The 16,794-nt window shown below is 61.9% G+C and carries 20 protein-coding genes; 6 read left to right on the top strand and 14 right to left on the bottom strand.

Annotation, left to right across the window (positions count from 1 at the left end; translation table 11 throughout):
* Position 1 precedes the first annotated feature (1 nt).
* Positions 2-904 carry a tyrosine recombinase XerC gene (xerC, locus tag JHD59_RS00670; RefSeq protein WP_199152754.1) on the top strand — a complete coding sequence of 301 codons (903 nt, stop codon included), beginning with the start codon at positions 2-4 and terminating at the stop codon, positions 902-904.
* Here xerC and JHD59_RS00665 read toward each other — a convergent pair.
* From JHD59_RS00665 to orn, 3 genes are all read right to left on the bottom strand, one after another.
* A complete protein-coding gene (locus JHD59_RS00665; RefSeq protein WP_199152753.1) occupies positions 901-1,401 on the bottom strand; it encodes a CinA family protein in 501 nt (166 codons plus the stop codon). The two genes, xerC and JHD59_RS00665, sit on opposite strands and share 4 nt — an antisense overlap.
* Positions 1,391-3,043, bottom strand: coding sequence for a glucose-6-phosphate isomerase (gene pgi / locus JHD59_RS00660; RefSeq protein WP_199152752.1), 1,653 nt, complete (start codon positions 3,041-3,043; stop codon positions 1,391-1,393). Before pgi ends, JHD59_RS00665 begins: the two co-directional genes overlap by 11 nt.
* 82 nt (positions 3,044-3,125) lie before the next feature.
* Entirely contained in the window at positions 3,126-3,671 is a 546-nt protein-coding gene (orn, locus tag JHD59_RS00655; protein ID WP_103320579.1) for an oligoribonuclease, read from the bottom strand.
* Between the two features lie 79 nt (positions 3,672-3,750).
* Here orn and JHD59_RS00650 point away from each other — a divergent pair, with 79 nt between their 5' ends.
* The 5 genes from JHD59_RS00650 (at position 3,751) to JHD59_RS00630 (ending at position 7,644) form a co-directional block, all read left to right on the top strand.
* A complete protein-coding gene (locus tag JHD59_RS00650) occupies positions 3,751-4,998 on the top strand; it encodes a M48 family metallopeptidase (RefSeq protein ID WP_199152751.1) in 1,248 nt (415 codons plus the stop codon).
* Positions 4,995-5,321 carry a 4a-hydroxytetrahydrobiopterin dehydratase gene (locus JHD59_RS00645; protein ID WP_103320577.1) on the top strand — a complete coding sequence of 109 codons (327 nt, stop codon included), beginning with the start codon at positions 4,995-4,997 and terminating at the stop codon, positions 5,319-5,321. The genes JHD59_RS00650 and JHD59_RS00645 overlap by 4 nt, the downstream gene beginning before the upstream one ends.
* Positions 5,318-6,193, top strand: a complete 876-nt coding sequence (gene rsgA, locus JHD59_RS00640) for a ribosome small subunit-dependent GTPase A (RefSeq protein WP_199152750.1) — start codon at positions 5,318-5,320, stop codon at positions 6,191-6,193. Before JHD59_RS00645 ends, rsgA begins: the two co-directional genes overlap by 4 nt.
* Positions 6,194-6,306: 113 nt before the next feature.
* Positions 6,307-7,047, top strand: a complete 741-nt coding sequence (locus tag JHD59_RS00635; protein ID WP_199152749.1) for a beta-ketoacyl-ACP reductase — start codon at positions 6,307-6,309, stop codon at positions 7,045-7,047.
* 108 nt (positions 7,048-7,155) lie between these two features.
* On the top strand, positions 7,156-7,644 hold the full coding sequence (locus JHD59_RS00630; RefSeq protein WP_199152748.1) for a GAF domain-containing protein: 489 nt from the start codon (positions 7,156-7,158) through the stop codon (positions 7,642-7,644).
* 69 nt (positions 7,645-7,713) lie between these two features.
* Here the strand turns inward: JHD59_RS00630 and JHD59_RS00625 are convergent, their stop codons facing one another.
* The 11 genes from JHD59_RS00625 to JHD59_RS00575 all read right to left on the bottom strand — a co-directional run bounded on the left by JHD59_RS00625 (position 7,714) and on the right by JHD59_RS00575 (position 16,668).
* The gene (locus JHD59_RS00625) at positions 7,714-8,118 is read right to left on the bottom strand and encodes an FKBP-type peptidyl-prolyl cis-trans isomerase (RefSeq protein WP_043625432.1); all 405 of its coding nucleotides are present in this window, start codon (positions 8,116-8,118) and stop codon (positions 7,714-7,716) included.
* Between the two features lie 43 nt (positions 8,119-8,161).
* Complete coding sequence (locus tag JHD59_RS00620; protein ID WP_043625464.1) at positions 8,162-8,584, bottom strand: BLUF domain-containing protein; 423 nt, start codon at positions 8,582-8,584, stop codon at positions 8,162-8,164.
* Between the two features lie 15 nt (positions 8,585-8,599).
* Positions 8,600-9,298, bottom strand: coding sequence for a GTP cyclohydrolase I (folE, locus tag JHD59_RS00615; protein WP_103320574.1), 699 nt, complete (start codon positions 9,296-9,298; stop codon positions 8,600-8,602).
* 355 nt (positions 9,299-9,653) lie between these two features.
* Entirely contained in the window at positions 9,654-10,922 is a 1,269-nt protein-coding gene (locus JHD59_RS00610) for a nitronate monooxygenase (protein WP_103320572.1), read from the bottom strand.
* A gap of 101 nt (positions 10,923-11,023) precedes the next feature.
* On the bottom strand, positions 11,024-11,608 hold the full coding sequence (locus JHD59_RS00605; protein ID WP_199152747.1) for a uracil-DNA glycosylase family protein: 585 nt from the start codon (positions 11,606-11,608) through the stop codon (positions 11,024-11,026).
* Positions 11,601-12,563 (bottom strand): 3-deoxy-7-phosphoheptulonate synthase, encoded by a 963-nt coding sequence (locus JHD59_RS00600; RefSeq protein ID WP_199152746.1) that lies wholly within the window; start codon positions 12,561-12,563, stop codon positions 11,601-11,603. The genes JHD59_RS00605 and JHD59_RS00600 overlap by 8 nt, the downstream gene beginning before the upstream one ends.
* The gene (locus JHD59_RS00595; protein WP_199152745.1) at positions 12,560-13,156 is read right to left on the bottom strand and encodes a hypothetical protein; all 597 of its coding nucleotides are present in this window, start codon (positions 13,154-13,156) and stop codon (positions 12,560-12,562) included. Before JHD59_RS00595 ends, JHD59_RS00600 begins: the two co-directional genes overlap by 4 nt.
* Before the next feature lie 17 nt (positions 13,157-13,173).
* On the bottom strand, positions 13,174-13,755 hold the full coding sequence (locus tag JHD59_RS00590) for a TIGR00730 family Rossman fold protein (protein ID WP_199152744.1): 582 nt from the start codon (positions 13,753-13,755) through the stop codon (positions 13,174-13,176).
* A gap of 69 nt (positions 13,756-13,824) precedes the next feature.
* Positions 13,825-14,895: a prephenate dehydratase gene (pheA, locus tag JHD59_RS00585; RefSeq protein WP_199152829.1), complete on the bottom strand. Its 1,071-nt coding sequence runs from the start codon at positions 14,893-14,895 to the stop codon at positions 13,825-13,827.
* Between the two features lie 62 nt (positions 14,896-14,957).
* Entirely contained in the window at positions 14,958-15,881 is a 924-nt protein-coding gene (locus tag JHD59_RS00580) for a DMT family transporter (protein ID WP_199152743.1), read from the bottom strand.
* Entirely contained in the window at positions 15,874-16,668 is a 795-nt protein-coding gene (locus tag JHD59_RS00575; RefSeq protein WP_199152742.1) for an alpha/beta fold hydrolase, read from the bottom strand. Before JHD59_RS00575 ends, JHD59_RS00580 begins: the two co-directional genes overlap by 8 nt.
* Positions 16,669-16,794 lie beyond the last annotated feature (126 nt).

Here is a 16,794-nt window from a genome sequence, read left to right as displayed (position 1 = left end):
CATGCGCGACGACATCGCCCGCTTCATCGACCACCTGACCGTCGCCGGCCGCAGCCCGCACACGCTGGCGGGCTATCGCGCCGATCTGGAAACGCTGACTGGCCAGTTGCAGCCCAAAACCCTGGCCGAAGCCCAAGCCATCGACTTGCGCAAAGCATTGGCGCAACAACATGCGCGCGGCCTGGGCAGCCGCAGCCTGGCGCGACGGCTGTCCGCTTGGCGCCAGTTCTATCAATGGCTGCAGCACAGCGGGCAACGCGAAGACAACCCGGCCAGCGCCTTGCGCGCGCCGAAACGCGACAAACTGCTGCCCAAGGCGTTGCCGGTCGATGGCGCGGCGGCGCTGCTGGACAGGATAGAAGGCGATGACGAACTGGATGCGCGGGACCGCGCCATCTTCGAGCTGGTCTACAGCTGCGGGCTACGCTTGTCGGAAACAGTGGGATTGAATCTGCAAGACGTGGATTTCTCTGATCAGCTATTGCGGATTCGCGGCAAGGGCGGCAAGGAAAGACTGGCGCCGATAGGCGCGGAAGCGATGCGCCGGGTGCAAACATGGCTGGCGCAACGCCAGGCAGCCACAGACGAGCCCGCGCTGTTCACCGGCCGCCACGGCCGCCGCCTGGGCGGCCGCCAGATAGAAAAACGGCTGCGCGACTGGGCCATCAAGACCGGCGCCAGCCAGCATGTCCACCCGCACATGCTGCGCCACTCCTTCGCCTCCCACCTGCTGCAGTCCTCAGGCGATCTGCGGGCAGTGCAGGAGCTGCTGGGCCACGCCAACCTGTCCAGTACGCAAATCTACACAGCGCTCGACTTCCAGCATCTGGCCAAGGTCTACGACCAGGCGCATCCCCGGGCGCGGCAAGCGCCCGCCAAACCCGACACTGACGAAGACAGTTAAGCCGCGCGCACGTGGCCATGGATGCGTTGCAACAGCCGCGCCAACGCTTCTTCGACAGTTTGCTGCCGAACGGCTTCGCGGTCGCCGCAAAAGTGGCAACTCCAAGCCTCCGTCTGTCCGCCGGGATGGGCGATGGCCAGCCAGACCAGGCCCACCGGCTTTTCCGGCGAGCCGCCATCCGGCCCGGCAACGCCGGAAACCGCCACGGCCCAGTCGGCATCGGCCAGTGCCTGCACGCCGACCGCCATTTCCCGCACCACCAGTTCGCTGACCGCGCCGTGATCCATCAACGACGACGCCTGCACGCCCAGCAACTGCTGTTTGGCCTGATTGCCGTAGCTGACCACGCCATGGCTGAACCAGGCAGAGCTGCCCGGAATGTCGGTGATGGCGGCGGCTATCAATCCACCCGTGCAGGACTCGGCCGTAGCGATGCTTTCGCCGCGTCCGAGCAGCAGCGCGCCGAGGTCGGCGGCCAGTTGTCTGCTATTTGCCATGTCGTTCTCTGTAGTGCCTGATCAGGCCGTTGGTGGAGCTGTCGTGCGACAGCGCGCCGGTGTCGCCGGATAGTTCCGGCAGGATGCGCCTGGCCAGCTGCTTGCCGTACTCCACCCCCCACTGATCAAACGAGTTGATGCCCCAGATCACCCCCTGCACAAACACCTTGTGCTCATACAAAGCCATCAGCATGCCCAGGGCATAGGGCGTGACTTTGTCCAGCGCCAGCGTGTTGGAGGGCTGGTTGCCCGGAAACAGTTTTTGCGGCAGCAGCATGTCCAATGCCTCGCCCGATAAATGCCCCAGCTCCTGCATCACCTCGGCCTCGCTTTTGCCGCGCATCAAGGCCTCGGTCTGCGCCAGGCAGTTGGCCACCAGGACGTCGTGCTGATTGCCCAGCGGATAATGACTGTTCAGCGGCAGAATGAAGTCGCATGGCACCAAGCGCGTGCCTTGATGCAGCAGTTGGAAAAAGGCATGCTGGCTGTTGGCGCCCTCCTCGCCCCAGATCACCGGCCCGGTGTCGAAATCCAGCGCTTCGCCGCAGCGCCCGACCCGCTTGCCGTTAGACTCCATATCCAGCTGCTGGATGTGGGCCGGCAAGCGCCGCAGGCCATGATCGTAGGGCATGATGGCATGAGTATGCGCCCGATAGAAGGTGTTGTACCAGATGCCGATGAGCGCCAGCAGCACCGGCATATTGGCTTCGAACGGCGACTCGAAGAAGTGTCGGTCCATGGCGTGGCCGCCGTCGAGAAAGGCCCGGAAATGGTCGTAGCCTACCGACAGCATCACCGGCAAGCCGATGGCGGACCATACCGAGTAGCGCCCCCCCACCCAATCCCAGAAGCCAAACATATGCTGCGGATCGATGCCGAAAGCCCGCACCGCCGGCTCATTGGTGGACACGGCCACAAAATGGCGGGCGATATCGGCTTCCGTCCCCGCCTGCAGGAACCAGCCGCGCGCGGCCTGGGCGTTCAGCAGCGTTTCCGGCGTGGTGAACGATTTGGAAGCCACGATGAACAGCGTGGTGGCCGGATGCAGCGTCTCCAGCGTCCGCGCCAGATGCTGGCCATCGACATTCGACACGAAATGGACGTTCAACTCCGGATGCGCATAGGCGGACAAGCTTTCTTTGACCACCAGCGGCCCCAGATCCGAGCCGCCGATGCCAAGATTCACCACATCCCGAATCCTTTGGCCGTCAAAACCCAGCCACGCGCCGTCGCGCACCTTGTCGCTGAAATCGCGCATCCGCCGCAGCACCTGATGCACATCCGCCACCACATCCTGGCCATCCACCACCAAGCTGGCATCTTCCGGCAGGCGCAGCGCGGTGTGCAGCACGGCGCGGTCTTCGCTGATATTGATGCGCGCGCCATCGCGCATCCGCTCCATCCAGCCTTTCAGATCCGCCGCCCGGGCCAGATCGAACAGCAACTCCAGCGTGCGCTCGGTGATCCGGTTCTTGGAGTAATCGAGCAACAGGCCGTCCAATTCCAACGAGAAGCGCTGGAAGCGGTTTGGATCCAATTGAAACAATTCGCGCATGTGCATCTGGCGCGTCGCCCGCTGGTGCTGATGCAGCTTGGCCCAGGTTGGCGTGCTGTTGATGTCGATGTGGCGGTGTGCGGCCATGTTTTCTGCCGATGGGATATTCTGAATGAAAAAAAGAGGGCTGGCCCAAGGACCGGCCCCGCTCGAATGGCTTGCCTCGCGCTTATAGCTTGAGGAAATGTTCGCGGTAGTAGCGCATCTCCTCGATAGACTCGAGGATGTCCGCCAACGCTTCATGCTTGCCGCGCTTGACCACGCCCTTGGCCACTTCCGGCTTCCAGCGCTTGCACAGCTCTTTCAGGGTGGACACGTCCAGATTGCGGTAATGGAAGTAAGCTTCCAGCCTGGGCATCCAGCGCGCCATGAAGCGGCGGTCTTGATGAATGGTGTTGCCGCACATCGGCGTGGTCCGTTCGGGCACATACTGCATCATGAACTCGAGCAGCGCCTGCTCCGCCTCGGCCTCGCTGACCGCGGAGTTTTTCACCTTCTCGATCAGACCGCTCTTGCCGTGCGTGTTCTTGTTCCAGTCGTCCATCGCGTCCAGCACGGCGTCCGGCTGGTGGATCACCAGCACGGGCGACTCGGCCACCACATTCAGCTGGCTGTCGGTGACGATCATCGCGACTTCGATGATGCGATCGGTATCCGGATTCAGGCCCGTCATTTCCATGTCGAGCCAGATGAGGTTATTGGTATCTTGTGCCATACTAGCCAATCTTGAGAAAACCCTGCCATTTTCCTTCATTGCCGCCGCGGCGGCAAACCCGACACCCATATCGATACCCATGACCGACGCATTTTCCCTACTGTTCGCCTGCGCGCTGGCGTTGACGTTGAGTCTGAAACTGTGGCTGGGCGGACGGCACATCCGCCATATCGCCCGCCACCGCAACCAGGTGCCCGCGGCCTTCCGCGACAGCATCACCCTGGAACAGCACAGCCATGCCGCCGATTACACCATCGCCAAGACCCGGCTCGGCCTGCTGTCGGCTTGGCTGGACACCGCGCTGATCGCCGCCTTGACTTTCGGCGGCGGCCTGCAATGGCTGGCCGTTCACTCGCTGCAATGGTTTGCCCAGCCACTGCTGTCCGGCCTGGCGCTGATCGCCGCCGTTACGGTGATCAGCGGCCTGGTTTCGCTGCCGCTGAGCCTGTATGGCACATTCGGCATTGAGGCCCGCTTCGGTTTCAACAAGACGACAATCGGTCTCTACCTGATGGATCAGGTCAAGGGACTGATGATCGGCGCCGTCATCGGCCTGCCGCTGGTGACCCTGGTGTTGTGGCTGATGGACATTTCCGGGCCGCTATGGTGGCTGTGGGTGTGGTTGGTGTGGTCGGCTTTCCAGTTGCTGATGGTAGCCATCTTCCCCACGGTGATCGCCCCGCTGTTCAACAAGTTCCAGCCGCTGCAGGACGATGCGCTGAAGACGCGCATCGAGTCGTTGCTGCAAAGAGCCGGCTTCAAGAGCCAGGGTGTGTTCGTCATGGACGGCTCGCGCCGCTCCAGCCACGGCAACGCGTATTTCACCGGCTTTGGCTCCGCCAAGCGCATCGTGTTCTTCGATACTTTACTCTCGCAGCTCAACCACGCCGAGATCGAGGCCGTGCTGGCGCACGAGCTGGGCCACTTCAAACGCCGCCACATCGTCAAGCGCATCGCCATGGCCTTTGGCCTGTCGCTGGCGCTGCTGTGGGCGCTGGGCCAGCTGCTGCACGCGCCGTGGTTCTACGCCGGACTCGGCGTCACCGTGCCGAGCACCGCGATGGCGCTGATCCTGTTCTTCACCGCGACACCGGCGTTCACCTTCCCGCTGACGCCGCTGTCCAGCCGCATGTCGCGCCGGCATGAGTACGAGGCGGACGATTTCGCCTCGGAACAGACCCGCGCCGACGATCTGATCGGCGCCCTGGTCAAGCTGTACCGCGACAACGCGTCCACGCTGACGCCGGACCCTATCCACTCCATGTTCTATGATTCGCACCCGCCCGCCGCGCTGCGCATCCAACATCTGAAAGGAAACCACGCATGAATCTGCTGGAATTGTCCTGCACCCCGCAACACGGCCAAAGCCCGCTGGCTGACAACACGGTCAAGCAACTGCTGTCCTCGCTGCCGGAATGGCAGATCGCCGGCATCGAGCTGAACAAAACTTACCGTTTCGCCAACTACCATGAAACGATGGCCTTTGTGAACGCGCTGGCCTGGATCGCCCACCAGGAAGACCATCATCCGGATCTGTCGGTGCATTACAACCGTGTAGTCGTCAACTTCAGCACCCACGATGCCGGCGGCCTGACCCTGAACGACTTCATCTGCGCGGCCAAGACCGAAGCCTTGATCAAGCGCCCATGACAGCCAGCGTAGGTCAAATCATCCGCAGCCACGGCCGCCGCTTCATCGTTGAAGCCAACGGCCAAACCTATGACTGCACCACCCGCGGCAAGCGCGTCGACTATGCTTGCGGCGATATCGTGGACATCCTGGTACAGAATCAGGAGCAGGCGGTGATCGAGCGCGCCCATGAGCGGCGCAGCCTGCTATACCGCCAGGACGACTGGAAGACCAAGGTCATCGCGGCCAACGTCACGCGCATCCTGTTCGTCATCGCCGCCGTGCCCTCGCCGAATGAGGAGCTGCTGGGCCGCTGCCTGATCGCGGCCGAGGCCGGAGACATCGAGCCCGTCATTGTCGTCAACAAGTGCGACCTGCCGGAAACCGCCGCGCTGCTGGAAAAATTGCAACTGTATGTGAAACTTGGATACAAGCTGGTTACACTGTCGGCCAAACAGGACTTCACCCCGCTGAAACCCTTGCTGCAAGGGCATACCAGCGTCTTGGTGGGGCAATCCGGAATGGGTAAGTCCACCCTGACCAATGCCCTGCTGCCTGAGGCCAACGCCCGCATTGGCGACATCTCCACCGCGCTGGATTCCGGCCGTCATACCACCACCCACGCCACGCTTTACCACCTGGACGAAAGCAGCCACCTGATTGACTCGCCCGGATTGCAAGAATTTGGTTTAAAGCACCTTAAAGCGTTTGATCTAACTCATTATTTCCCAGAGCTGCGCAGGTATATTGGACAGTGCCGTTTCCATAACTGCACGCACCGGGTCGAACCTAATTGTGCGATCATAAACGCAGCGGAAAAAGGCGAGATTGCGGCGCATAGACTGGGCTTGTTGCAGCGTTTGACGCAGGAGCTGTCGAAAGCGCATTTGTAAATAAGCAAGCACACACTTCTTATTTACTTTTTATATCGCGCTAAATATTCTGTAAGAAAAGGGGTTCAGTATTACGCAAGCATAAACTCAACACCAAAAGAGGAGCCAGCATCATGACGAAAAAAATCGCGCTAGTCACCGGCGGCATGGGCGGTATCGGAACCGCCATTTGCAAAACTCTGGCCGAAACCGGCCACACCGTAGTCACCACCTATAGCAAATCAGGCCGTGAACAAGCCTGGCTGGCCGACATGAAAGGCCTGGGCTTCACTGACATCCACTGCTACCAGTGCGACGTTGCCGACTTCGCCGCCTGCCAGTCCATGGTGGCGCGCATCGTCAAGGATCTCGGCCCGGTTTCCATTCTGGTCAACAATGCCGGCATCACCCGCGACGCCAGCTTCAAGAAGCAGACCAAGGACGACTGGGACGCCGTCATCCGCACCAATCTGGATTCGGTGTTCAACATGACCAAGCCGGTGCTGGACGGCATGCTGGAAGCCGGTTTCGGCCGCATCATCAATATCTCGTCCATCAATGGCCAGAAAGGCCAGTTTGGCCAGACCAACTACTCCGCGGCCAAGGCCGGCATGCACGGCTTCACCATGGCCCTGGCGCAGGAAGTCGCCAAGAAGGGCGTGACGGTCAACACCATCTCCCCGGGCTACATCGCCACCGAAATGGTCATGGTGGTGCCGGAAGACGTGCGCAACAAGATCATCGCGCAAATTCCGGTCGGCCGCCTCGGCAAGCCGGAAGAGATCGCCGCGCTGGTCGGCTTCCTCAGCTCCGAACACGCCGGCTTCATCACCGGCAGCAATATCGCGATGAACGGCGGCCAACACATGATGTAAGCCCGCCAAGGCTCCGCACACTGACACGCCGCCCCGCCCCGGGCGGCGTTTTCTTTTTGGCCAACCCGTGTATGCTATCGCCTTCCCCAACCCGAATACGCAATATCCATGGCAGAAAATCTGATCATCGAAGGCGACAGCAAGGAAGACAAGTACCGGACGCTGCTGCCGCAAGCGCACGCCCTGATTGATGGCGAAACCGACGTCATCGCCGCGCTGGCCAACCTCTCCTCCGCCCTGGCCATGACTTTTGGCTGGCTATGGACCGGCTTCTATCTGGTCAAGGGCGAGCAATTGGTTCTCGGCCCCTTCCAAGGACCGATCGCCTGCACCAGAATCCCCCACGGCCGCGGCGTTTGCGGCAGCGCCTGGGCGCAGAACCGCACGCTGCTGGTGGAGGACGTGGACGCCTTCCCCGGCCATATCGCCTGCTCATCCAGCGCGCGCTCCGAAGTGGTGGTGCCCGTTCGCGACGCCTCCGGCAAAGTGGTGGCGGTGCTGGATATCGACTCCGACCAGTTGGCCAGTTTCGATCAGATCGATGCCGACTACCTGGAGCGCATCGTCGCGCCGTTGGGCGCGCTGTTCCCGGCCTGACATCCCTCCCGCGACAATGAAACAGGCCCGCAGCAGCGGGCCTGTTTCATTGCCTGGATCGCTTCGCGATTATTTCTGGATATCCAGCAACTCCACCTCGAAGTACAGATCGGTGTTCGGCGGAATCGCGCCCGGCGCGCCGCGGCTGCCATAGGCGGTGGCGGCGGGGCAGAACAGCTTGGCCTTGCTGCCCACGCTCAGCGCGCTGACGCCCTGCGTCCAGCACGGAATCACGCGATTCAAGGGAAAGCTGATCGGGCCGCCATTCTTGTACGAGCTGTCGAACTCGCGTCCATCCTTGAATGTGCCGCGGTAATTGACCTTGACGGTATCGGTTGGCTTAGGTTTGACACCCTTGCCCTGGGTCAGGATTTCGACCGTGACGCCAGACGGCAAGGTCTGCGTAGCAGCGGCCTGGGCCGATGCGGCGAGCGCCAGCAGCGCCAGAGCGGGAACAATGCGGTTCAGCAACATAACTCCTTCATCGGGAAAAATATAAGAACACCGCCAACCGCCGCTAGCGGTACTGAATCGTGCCGGATTCGGCCAGATCCTCCAGCAGGCGTTCAACGCTGGCGCCCGGCATGATGAACGGGTCCAGCACGGGCAAGGACGAGTGGCGCAGCAGGATAGAGGCGTTCAACTGATCCAGCGCCACCTCGGCCATGCTCCAGTTGGCGAATTTGCGCTGCTCGATTTCCGAGAACGACAACAAGGTCAGCGAATGATGGCGAGCATCGCGCGCCAGCTTCAGATACAGACGGCTGACATGGACCCTGCTGCCCTCCAGCACCTGCACGAACACATCCTTGCTGTAACACAGGAGGCCGGTAATGCCCAACGGCGGATTATACTTGCGCGCCGCCAGCAGAATATCGTCCACCAGCGCCTGTTCTATCGGTTGTTGCGCCCGGCTGCAGTAAATCAGGCGAACCAGCATGGCCATGCTCCTCGATCATTTATGCATCAGCGACAGGAATTCCCGACGCAGCGTGGCATCCGTCAGGAACGATCCTCGCATCACGCTGTTGGTCATTTTGCTATTGCTGTCCTTCACGCCGCGCCAGTGCATGCAGAAGTGGTCGGCCTCCATCACGATGGCCAGGCCATTAGGCTGCAGCTTGCGCATCAGCAGGTCGGCGATTTGCGAAACCGCCTCTTCCTGTATTTGCGGGCGGGACATCACCCACTCGATCAGCCTGGCGTACTTCGACAAACCGATCAGATTGGAATTCTCGTTGGGCATCACCCCCACCCATACCCGGCCGATGATGGGGCACAGATGATGGGAGCAGGCGCTGCGCACGGTCACCGGCCCAACGATCATCAATTCGTTCAAACGTTCCACATTGGGGAACTCGGTGCTGGGCGGCATCGGCACATAACGACCGCGGAACACTTCGCGCACAAACATCTTGGCCACGCGTTTGGCCGTCTCATGCGTGTTGTGATCATGCTCGATGTCAATGACCAGGCTCTCCAGCACTGTTTTCAATTTAGCCTGGACTTCGTCTTGCAGCGCATCGAGCTCGCCGTCCTCGATGTAGTCGGCGATATTATCGTTAGCATGGAAACGCGCGCCGGCCTCTTGCAAACGGTAGCGAATCTTTTGGGAAACGGATTCCGGCTGGTTCTGCTTGTCGGTTTTGCTCATTGTTGATTATTAGTTCGCAAGAAAATGGAAATCATTTCGAATATACACCAATCACCCATGGCGGAAGATAGCATCGGGCCTGAATTCTTCATAGCCAGCGTGGCATAGTGAGCCGATGGTAGTGCAGCTGATGGCGGCATGCAAACCTCGCCATCCGCGACCCGCATCCACGGCGATGCCAGCGGCTTTCTCCCGGGCAACTCGCTCAAAGCGTCAATGCTATATAAGTAGACCGCGAACATCAACAAAATGATTTGGCATGAACAATCCTTGCCGCGCCGCATGCGGCATGCCAAAGAAAAACGGCACCCGCTTGCATGGAAGCGAATGCCGTTCTGACTGCATGCACAAAGGCTCAACCGGCCAACAGGCATACCTCGCGCTTAGGCAGCGCAATCTTATGATCCGTGCTGTATTGGTAATCGTGGAACACATGTTCCGCGCTGAGCAACTGGTAGCTGCCGTCCGCCAAACGATGCGTTGTGTCCTTCAGACGATACGCATAGTGGCCGCAGGTCCAGCAATCGAAATTGCGCATATGGGTGCACAGGCAGGTTTTCTCCCAAACGGGCACGCGGCGCTCGCCCGGATGGGCCTCATGCGCTTTATGGTAAGCCTCGATATAGGAGCAGCTGCCCTTCGCATCCAGCAGATAGCCGTAAGCCTCGCAATTGGGCCGGATGCTGTCGCCAATCGCCGGACAGCCCTTGATCATCCGCATCGGATAGCCGGTGGGTGACAGCTGATTGACCTCGATATCGTCTTCGTCGGCCTTGAAATACTCCTGCTGCACCTTCTCCGGCAAGCCGCATTCGCGCGTCACCGTGAAACGGGTCGCCACTTGCACCGCGCCGGCGCCGGCTTCCAAGAAACCCGCAGCGTCGCTGCCAGTGAAAATGCCGCCGGCCGGAATCAGCGGGATATCCAGCTGCTCGGCTTTCAACCAGTCGCGGATTTCAGTAAAGATGCTTGCCAGATCGTACTCGGCCCAGTCCATGCCGAAACCGAGGTGGCCGCCGGCCAGCGGCCCTTCCACCACCACATAATCCGGCATCCGGCCGCAACGGCCGTTCTTTTTCAGGAACAACTGCAGGGCGCGCAGCGAGGACACGATGATGCCGAGCTTGGCATCGCGAAAACGCGGATGATCCTCGATCAGCGCGAACGAACCCAGGTGCAGGCCGGCCGCCAGCGTGATGCCGTCGATGCCGGCATCCAAGGCGGCGCGCATGCGTACCCGTAGCGTTTCCTTGGGCGCGTTCATGGTCAGCTTTTCCATGCAATTGATGAAGACCAAGCCATCGCCCTGCTTCTGCTGCATGGCGTTGCCGACGTGAAGCCGCGTGGCCTCTTCCAGCACGCCCAGATCAAACTGGACAACCGACTTATCCGGGTTGTCCACATTGAATTTGTACTTCGCCAGCTTGGTCTTGACGAACTTGGTGTCGAAACGGCGATCCGTCACCGTCGGCACCATCGCGTCGGATATATGGCCGACGCCACCAAGCCTGGCAGCTTCCAACGCCAACCGGGCAGTGGAAATGTCCACCCCCATGCCGCCGATCATGATCGGCACCAGTTGCTTGTTGCCCAGCTGCAGGCGAAAATCATCAACACACTTCATTTTGACGGCTCTCCCCTAAGTGCTGGGGCGGATTATCACCCGCAAAAAACGGAAAATCCACATTTTTAGAGTTTTTGCTCATAGCGCCCGACGTAGCCGGCCTATCCAGCCAACGTCTCTCTCACCAATATCCGCAGCGCCGGCAGCAACTCACTCTCAAACCAGGGATTTCTCCGTAGCCACAACTGATTGCGCGGACTGGGGTGCGGCAGCGGCACAACGGCAGGCCAGTATTCGCGCCAAGCCGCCACCGTCTCGGTCAGCGTTTTCTTGCGCTGCGGCAGATGATAGGCCTGGGCATACTCGCCCACGGCCAGCACCAGACTGACATCGCGCAGCAAAGGCAAGAGCCGCGGATGCCACAGCGCCCGGCACTCCGGCCTGGGCGGCAGGTCGCCGCTGCGCCCGGCGCCCGGGTAGCAAAAACCCATCGGCACAATGGCGAAGCAGCTTGCATCATAGAACTGCGCCGCATCCACACCCAACCAATCACGCAAACGCTCGCCGCTCGCATCCTGCCAGGGAATGCCGCTTTCGTGGACCTTGCGCCCCGGCGCCTGCCCCGCCAGCAAAATGCGGGAATTCGGCGCGGCCCGCAGCACCGGGCGCGGCCCGTGCGGCAAATGCGCCTCACAGTGCCGGCAAGCGGCGATATCCAGCAGCAGCGCCTCCACAGGCTCAGCCATGCCCATGACCCAGCGAAGCCGCCATCCCCATTCCCGCAAGCAATGCTTCCAAGCTCAACGCCTCGGCCGCATCCATTTCCATCAACACGCCGCATGCGCCGGCAAGCAGCGCCGAAGCGGCCAAAATCGGCGCCAAGCTCGCGCCGCCCGCCGCTACGGGCGCCACCAGCACAGGCAGATGCGTTTCGCGCCGCAAGCAGGCCAACTCGCCCACATCCAGGCCCGCCGCCTCGCCCTCGCTCCCGCAGTCACACAGGATGATTCTATGATTGCCGCCCACCGCCACATGCTCTGCCGCCAGCAGCCATTCGCCAAGCCTCACGCGATTATTCCGCTGCAAGATGACAGGTTTGTTGATGCGGCCGACTTCTCGCAACAATTCCACCTGATGCAGGCAATGCGGCGGCAATAGCAAGCCGCCCAGTTGCAATTCCAGATACACATCCAGCAAGCGCAAATCGCGCAGCTCCGCCACCGCCACCAGCCCATGCTCCGCCGCCACCTCGCTCAGGGTTTCCAGATCGGCCGCGCCCATGGGGCGGTAACGATATGGGTTGTCATGGCCGCTGCGGCCTGCGAATAACAAGCGGCCGCCCGCAGCCTTGATCCGGGCCGCGGCGGCGGTCAGCGCGTCGCGGTTCCAGTCATGGCCGCAACCGCCCAGCCAGGCCGGCGCGCCGCCGCCAAAGGCGACATCGCCGATGCGCACAATGCTGTCTTCAGGCTGCGCCTCGCGCGAAACGATGCGGTAATCGCTGACTACGCGCAAGGCGCGGGCAACGCCCGGCATCGATTCGAACCAGGCCGTCTCCAGACCGCGCTCCTGGCCCACCGCGCCGATCACGGTACGCTCGCTGCCGCGCGACACATGCGCCATCAAACCCTGCGCTTCGATGCGCGCCACCACGGCGGCAATCTCGGCATCCGTCGCAGAGCCATTCATTACGATGATCATTTCCGCACTCCACCATGATGCTGCCCGCCAGCATCCGCTCTATTGCGCCATTTGCGCACCACCCGCCGCACCAGCCTGGACAAGGCCGAAGGCTGGGATAGACGCTGCCGCAGCTTGAACAGGGCAACCCGGGCCCATCGCCACGGCAAGGACGCATGCAGACGCTCAAACACCCAGGCGCGGCAACGATGAAAACCATCATATAGCCGCACAAACCAAGGCACTTCCATCAAAGCCGGCCGCGTCAGCGTGAACAAGCGCGCCACCAGCGCGGTGCCGCCCAGCTTGGCCAGCAGAATCACCGCCAGCCCCAGCAGGGCATGCCCCTGCTCGATCAGGAACAGCGCCGCCAGCTTGACCGGCAACAGCGCCAGGGCCGGCGCCAAAAACAGCGCCAACGCCACCTTGGGCGAGCTGGCGGCGATGCGGCGCTCCAGCGCAGACAGCGGCGGCCACTTGGCAAACCAGGCCACCGCGCCGGCCAATTCGTCCCAGGCATACTCTTCAAACACGATAATGGCCGCCAGCAACAAGGCCAGCGGCCAGGCCAGGACGCGCCGACATCTCGGCCAAATGCCGGATTTGGACGACATCGACGAGGGCCTTGGCATCAGGTCTTGCTCAGGTCCAGCCACTTGGGCACCGGCTGCGGACGATACTCGCGCATCCAATCCAGCAGCGCCGGCAGGCTTTCGCTGCGCTGGAACAGGTTCAGGTTGCCGGCCGGCACGAAGCCCTCTTCAACAGCGCGATCGACCATCGCCTGCAGCGGCTTGAAGAAACCGCCGACATCCAGCATCCCCACCGGCTTGTTGTGCACCGACAGCTGCGCCCAGGTCAGGATCTCGAACAATTCGTCAAACGTGCCGAATCCGCCCGGCAAGGCGACGAACCCGTCGGACAGCTCGGCCATCAACGCCTTGCGCTGATGCATGGTTTCGGTGACATGCAGCTCGCTCAGCCCCAGGTGCGCCACTTCCTTCGCCTTCAGAAACTCGGGGATCACCCCCACCACGCGTCCGCCCGCGGCCAGCGCGGCATCCGCCGCCACGCCCATCAGGCCGATGTTGCCCGCGCCGTAGACCAGCGTGATGCCCTGCTCTGCCAATGTGCGGCCGAATTCGCGCGCCGCTGCCTCGTATTCCGGCCTGGCGCCTTTGTTGGAGCCGCAAAACAAACAAATCGATTTCATCTTCTTTTTCTTCCCAAACTTCCAAAACAATAAGGGCCGGAAAACCGGCCCAGGATCACTCACAGCCCGTCACAGCACCGCCGACGGATAGGAGCCCAGAATCTTGACGTAGGATGTCCGCTCCTGCAGCCCCTTCAGCGCCTGCTGCACTTTCTTGTCCTGGCGATGGCCTTCCAGGTCGATGAAGAACACATAGTCCCACAACCCGGCGCGCGAGGGCCGCGACTCGAACTTGCTCATCGACACGCCATTGGCCGCAATCGGCTCCAGCAGGTAATGCACGGCGCCCGGACGATTCGGCGCGGACACCACGATGGACGTTTTGTCCTGCCCGGTGGCGCCGACATCCTGCAAGCCCAGCACCAGAAAACGCGTAGTGTTGTTAGGCTCGTCCTCGACGTTCTCCGCCAACTTAAGCAGGCCAAAGCGCTCGGCCGCGGCCTGGCCGGCTATCGCCGCCGCCGAGGCGTCTTCGGCCGCCATGCGCGCCGCCTCGGCATTGCTGGCCACGGACACGCGCTCCACGCTGGCCGGCAGATTCTTGTTCAGCCATTCATGGCACTGCGCCAGCGCCTGGGCGTGGGCATAGACGCGGCGGATGCCCTCCATGCCCTCGATGCCGCGCAGCAGATGATGATGGATGCGCAGCACCACCTCGCCGCAAATCTTCAACGGCGAACTGACCATCAGGTCCAGCGTGCGGCCGACCGCGCCTTCGGTGGAGTTCTCCACCGGCGCCACCACGTAATCCAGCGCGCGGGACTCCACCTGGCGGAAAGCCTCGTCTATCGAACTACAGGCCACGGTGCGGGCGGCATGGCCGAAGTGCTTGATGGTGGCCAGTTGGCTGAAGGTGCCTTCAGGCCCTAGATAGGCAATGGACAAGGGTTTTTCCAGCGCCAGGCACTCGGACATCACCTCGCGGAACAAGCGGGCGATCGACTCTCCCGGCAGCGGACCGGGGTTCAAGTCCTTCAGGCGGCGCAGCACCTGGGCTTCGCGCTCTGGGCGGTAAATCACGCCGCCGCCCTTGATCTCGCCGATTTCTCGGGCATGGTTGGCGCGCTGGTTGAGCAAGGTGAGAATTTCGACATCGATGGCGTCGATGGCGTCGCGGTGTTGCTTGAGCAGGTGTTCCATCGTCACGGGCAGGGATCTTTCATGCGGCTAATGGAGGAATAACCATAGTTTCCGCGAGAACCCTATCCATCGCAAGCCTTGCCGGTCGGGGCAAGCGCGCGCAACCAAACTAGAGCCAGCGAGGCGGCCAGAATCAGGATGCCGCCCAGCAGGCCGCGCAGCCCCAGCGACTCCCCAAGAAACAGCACGCCCAGCAGCACGGTCACCACCGGCTCCAGGGTCGACACCACCGAGGCCAAGGTCGGGCCAATGCGGATCAAGCCCGAGATGAAAGCCGCGATGGCGACAGCGGTGCCCAGCAAGGCCAGCGCAGTCACGGCCCCCCAGCCAGCCAGGGTATGCGGTAGCCGCAGCCCCTGGCCGATTGCCAAACTCGAGAAGATCGCTGCCGCCACCGACAATACTAGGGCGGAAGCGCAAACCGGATGGGCATCGGAACGAATACCGCCGCCCAGCAGGATATAGCCCGAATAACACAGCGCGGCGCCGAAGGCCAGAGCCAGTCCCCACGGGCTGCCAGACAAGCCGCCGCCTAGCATGAGCGCCAACCCGGCGCTCGCCAAGGCAATGGCAAACGCCTCCGCCCGGCCGAAACGATCCAGCCCCAGCAAGGCGCCGCCCAATGCCACCAGCGCGGGATAGCTGTACAGCACCAGCGCCACGGTGGCCGATGCGGCGTAATGCAGCGCGGAAAAATACGCCCAGGCCATGGCCGCATAGACCGCTCCCATCAAGCCATACGCCATCGCGGCTCGCCCGCTAGGCCAGCGCCATCCACGCCAGATGCCCCAGCCCGCCAAGACCAGCGCGGCAATGACAAAGCGGTAGGCCAACAGGCTGGCAGTATCGACACCATCGCCATAGGCCAGTTTCGCGAACAACGCCATCGAGCCAAAACCGCAAGCGGACAACAATACCAGCCAGATGCCAAGCCAATCGCCGGAACCGAACAGCTGCCTGGCTGAAACGCACCGCGTTTCAGCCATGGCGCAAACGCTCCACCAAGGCCAGGACATGCTCGGCCGTCTCTATCGGCCGCTCCAGCGGAAACAGGTGGCCGCCAGGGTGGGACTCCACCTCGATGCCGAAATGCCGGCGCATGTAATGGATGTCGGCAGCGCTCAGCACATCGGAATCCGCGCCGGCGATGAAGCCGGTCGGGACTTTCTGGCGGCCTTTGTGGCAGGGGAAATTGTGCGGCAGCGTGGCGTAGATATCATGCTCCACTCGCGGCCGGAATTTCAGCCTGCGTCCGCCCTGCCCGTCGTCCTGGGTGCCGAGTTCAGCGTAGTCGGCCAGACATTCGGGATCGAAACGCGCGAACATCGGCTTGCGCGCGAAATAATCATGCACCATGTCGACCGAAGCCCAGTTGTCGCGCCGCTTCAGGGTATTGCCGCCCGGCGTGACTTTCTGGATGAAACCCAGCCGCTTGGCTAGCCAGATGCCAAACGAACGACGCGGCCCCATCAATGGCGAATCGAGTATCACGATGGCGCGGAACAAATCCGGCCGCTTCCTGGCCGCGTAGAACATCAGGAAGCCGCCCAGCGAGTGGCCGACGCCGACCACCGGCCCGGCATAGCTGCGCTCGATGTGCCGTATGCTTTCGTCCACCAGATGCGGCCAGCAATCGGTGATGGGAAAGGCCGGATCATGGCCTATGGTGTCCAGGTAACCGACTTCATGCCGCTCAGCCATCTTGTTCAGCATCTTGCGATAGACCGAAGCTGGAAAACTATTGGCGTGGGCAAAATGTATGGTTTCTCGCATAACCCCTCATGCATAACGTCATTCTTATTTTTCATATCCGCTGCGCTGTCGGCGCGGGGTTCGGCCGGATATACTGGCAGCCGTCCGTCTGCTGGCGGAATGCGCGGTTTCGCATTTGCCGCGCCA

The sequence above is a fragment of the Chromobacterium sp. ASV23 genome, from assembly GCF_016428945.1.
Taxonomy (GTDB): domain Bacteria; phylum Pseudomonadota; class Gammaproteobacteria; order Burkholderiales; family Chromobacteriaceae; genus Chromobacterium; species Chromobacterium sinusclupearum.
Note: the sequence above shows the minus strand (reverse complement) of the source record. Positions and strands in the feature narration are given on the sequence as shown.

What these genes read in the sequence shown, in the direction of transcription:
- JHD59_RS00650 (WP_199152751.1), top strand. Translation starts at nt 3,751, where the DNA reads ATGACCGACGCATTTTCCCTACTGTTCGCCTGCGCGCTGGCGTTGACG.
- JHD59_RS00620 (WP_043625464.1), bottom strand. Translation starts at nt 8,584, where the DNA reads ATGCTGGTTCGCCTGATTTACTGCAGCCGGGCGCAACAACCGATAGAA.
- rsgA (WP_199152750.1), top strand. Translation starts at nt 5,318, where the DNA reads ATGACAGCCAGCGTAGGTCAAATCATCCGCAGCCACGGCCGCCGCTTC.
- JHD59_RS00645 (WP_103320577.1), top strand. Translation starts at nt 4,995, where the DNA reads ATGAATCTGCTGGAATTGTCCTGCACCCCGCAACACGGCCAAAGCCCG.
- JHD59_RS00575 (WP_199152742.1), bottom strand. Translation starts at nt 16,668, where the DNA reads ATGCGAGAAACCATACATTTTGCCCACGCCAATAGTTTTCCAGCTTCG.
- JHD59_RS00595 (WP_199152745.1), bottom strand. Translation starts at nt 13,156, where the DNA reads ATGTCGTCCAAATCCGGCATTTGGCCGAGATGTCGGCGCGTCCTGGCC.
- JHD59_RS00605 (WP_199152747.1), bottom strand. Translation starts at nt 11,608, where the DNA reads ATGGCTGAGCCTGTGGAGGCGCTGCTGCTGGATATCGCCGCTTGCCGG.
- xerC (WP_199152754.1), top strand. Translation starts at nt 2, where the DNA reads ATGCGCGACGACATCGCCCGCTTCATCGACCACCTGACCGTCGCCGGC.
- JHD59_RS00625 (WP_043625432.1), bottom strand. Translation starts at nt 8,118, where the DNA reads ATGTTGCTGAACCGCATTGTTCCCGCTCTGGCGCTGCTGGCGCTCGCC.
- orn (WP_103320579.1), bottom strand. Translation starts at nt 3,671, where the DNA reads ATGGCACAAGATACCAATAACCTCATCTGGCTCGACATGGAAATGACG.
- JHD59_RS00580 (WP_199152743.1), bottom strand. Translation starts at nt 15,881, where the DNA reads ATGGCTGAAACGCGGTGCGTTTCAGCCAGGCAGCTGTTCGGTTCCGGC.
- pgi (WP_199152752.1), bottom strand. Translation starts at nt 3,043, where the DNA reads ATGGCCGCACACCGCCACATCGACATCAACAGCACGCCAACCTGGGCC.
- JHD59_RS00590 (WP_199152744.1), bottom strand. Translation starts at nt 13,755, where the DNA reads ATGAAATCGATTTGTTTGTTTTGCGGCTCCAACAAAGGCGCCAGGCCG.
- JHD59_RS00610 (WP_103320572.1), bottom strand. Translation starts at nt 10,922, where the DNA reads ATGAAGTGTGTTGATGATTTTCGCCTGCAGCTGGGCAACAAGCAACTG.
- JHD59_RS00635 (WP_199152749.1), top strand. Translation starts at nt 6,307, where the DNA reads ATGACGAAAAAAATCGCGCTAGTCACCGGCGGCATGGGCGGTATCGGA.
- JHD59_RS00600 (WP_199152746.1), bottom strand. Translation starts at nt 12,563, where the DNA reads ATGATCATCGTAATGAATGGCTCTGCGACGGATGCCGAGATTGCCGCC.
- JHD59_RS00665 (WP_199152753.1), bottom strand. Translation starts at nt 1,401, where the DNA reads ATGGCAAATAGCAGACAACTGGCCGCCGACCTCGGCGCGCTGCTGCTC.
- pheA (WP_199152829.1), bottom strand. Translation starts at nt 14,895, where the DNA reads ATGGAACACCTGCTCAAGCAACACCGCGACGCCATCGACGCCATCGAT.
- JHD59_RS00630 (WP_199152748.1), top strand. Translation starts at nt 7,156, where the DNA reads ATGGCAGAAAATCTGATCATCGAAGGCGACAGCAAGGAAGACAAGTAC.
- folE (WP_103320574.1), bottom strand. Translation starts at nt 9,298, where the DNA reads ATGAGCAAAACCGACAAGCAGAACCAGCCGGAATCCGTTTCCCAAAAG.